Origin of the sequence: Burkholderia sp. Ac-20392 (genome assembly GCF_017104585.1) — a bacterium.
GTDB classification, from domain to species: domain Bacteria; phylum Pseudomonadota; class Gammaproteobacteria; order Burkholderiales; family Burkholderiaceae; genus Burkholderia; species Burkholderia lata.
Window position 1 is genome coordinate 1 of record NZ_JAAGPB010000998.1, and the last position, 1,176, is coordinate 1,176.

The 1,176-nt window shown below is 68.0% G+C and carries 1 protein-coding gene and 1 pseudogene; one reads left to right on the forward strand and one right to left on the reverse strand.

Annotated elements, in window-relative coordinates:
- Positions 1 to 625 (reverse strand): exodeoxyribonuclease VII large subunit (gene xseA, locus G3N99_RS40385; RefSeq protein ID WP_206125211.1); only part of this gene is annotated, 625 nt, incomplete at its 3' end.
- Positions 626 to 1,018: 393 nt separating this feature from the next.
- Here xseA and G3N99_RS42660 point away from each other — a divergent pair.
- Positions 1,019 to 1,176: pseudogene (locus G3N99_RS42660) on the forward strand (tetraacyldisaccharide 4'-kinase); the annotation flags it as partial.

The window sequence follows — 1,176 nt, forward strand, 5'->3', positions numbered from 1 at the left end:
TGACCTCGCGGCGCGCATTCGCGGTCTCGACGGCCGTGACGAGCTTTTCGGCGGAACCGGCGCCCTGCACGGGCGCCGGATAGACGATCACCGGAATGTGCGGCGCGCGGCGGGCGAGCGTGGTCAGCACGTCGCGCAGCGCGGCCGCCTGCAGCGACGTGACGATGCCGATCGCGCGCGGGTGGGCCGGCAGCGGCCGCTTGCGCTCGGGCGCGAACAGCCCCTCGCTCTCGAGCTGCGCCTTCAGCCGCAGGAACGCCTCGTACAGGCGCCCCTGCCCGGTGCGCCGCACGGCCTCGACGTTGAGCTGCACTTCGCCGCGCGGCTCGTACATCGTGACGACAGCGCGCACCTCGATCCGGTCGCCTTCGCGCGGCGTGAACTCCGCGTATTGGGCGCGGCCGCGGAACATCACGCAGCGCATCTGCGCCTGCTGGTCCTTGATCGAGAAATACCAGTGGCCGCTCGCGGCGCGCGTGAAATTCGACACTTCGCCCGAAATCCACAGCAGCGGAAACGAGCGCTCGAGCATCGTCGAAATCGCGCGATTGAGCGCCGAAACGGGTATCACTTCGTCGCCGCCGCGGGTCGCGCCCGGTGCGGCAAATGGGGAGTCGGAAGGCATGGACGGTCGGATGAATGCTGGCGGCGACACGATAGTCCGACACGCGCGCGACGTCCAGCACCGGGCATATGCGCGATGACGTTCGGAAGGTGTCCACACTTTGGCAATCATCGGCCTAAAACGCGGGAAAACCGCTGAAAAATCCAGACAATTCCCAATAACACATTGATTTTTATAGATTTTTAAACCTTTCGGAATGATTCTCATCCGATTCGAGGCCCGCCCGACGGGCGTTTGACGCCATCGAGCGAGGAGTTCTTCACAGAGTTATCCACAAGCCGCCGCGATCCGGCCCCGCAGGCTGCGGCGGCCGGTCGCGCTTGCCGCGCCCGCCTGCGGCGCGCTAGAGTGCCGCCTTCCGCAGACCCCGCGGCATGCGCCGCCCAACGGAGAATCCGCCTTGACGAATCCGTCCCACGCCGCGGCGCACGAGATGCCGCGCCCGGCCCGATGAGCGCGCCCGACGGCCCGCTCGCCCGGCTCGAAGCCCGCCTGACGCGCGAATGGCAGCGCCGCGGCGCGCTCGCGTGGGCGCTCACGCCGTTCGCGTG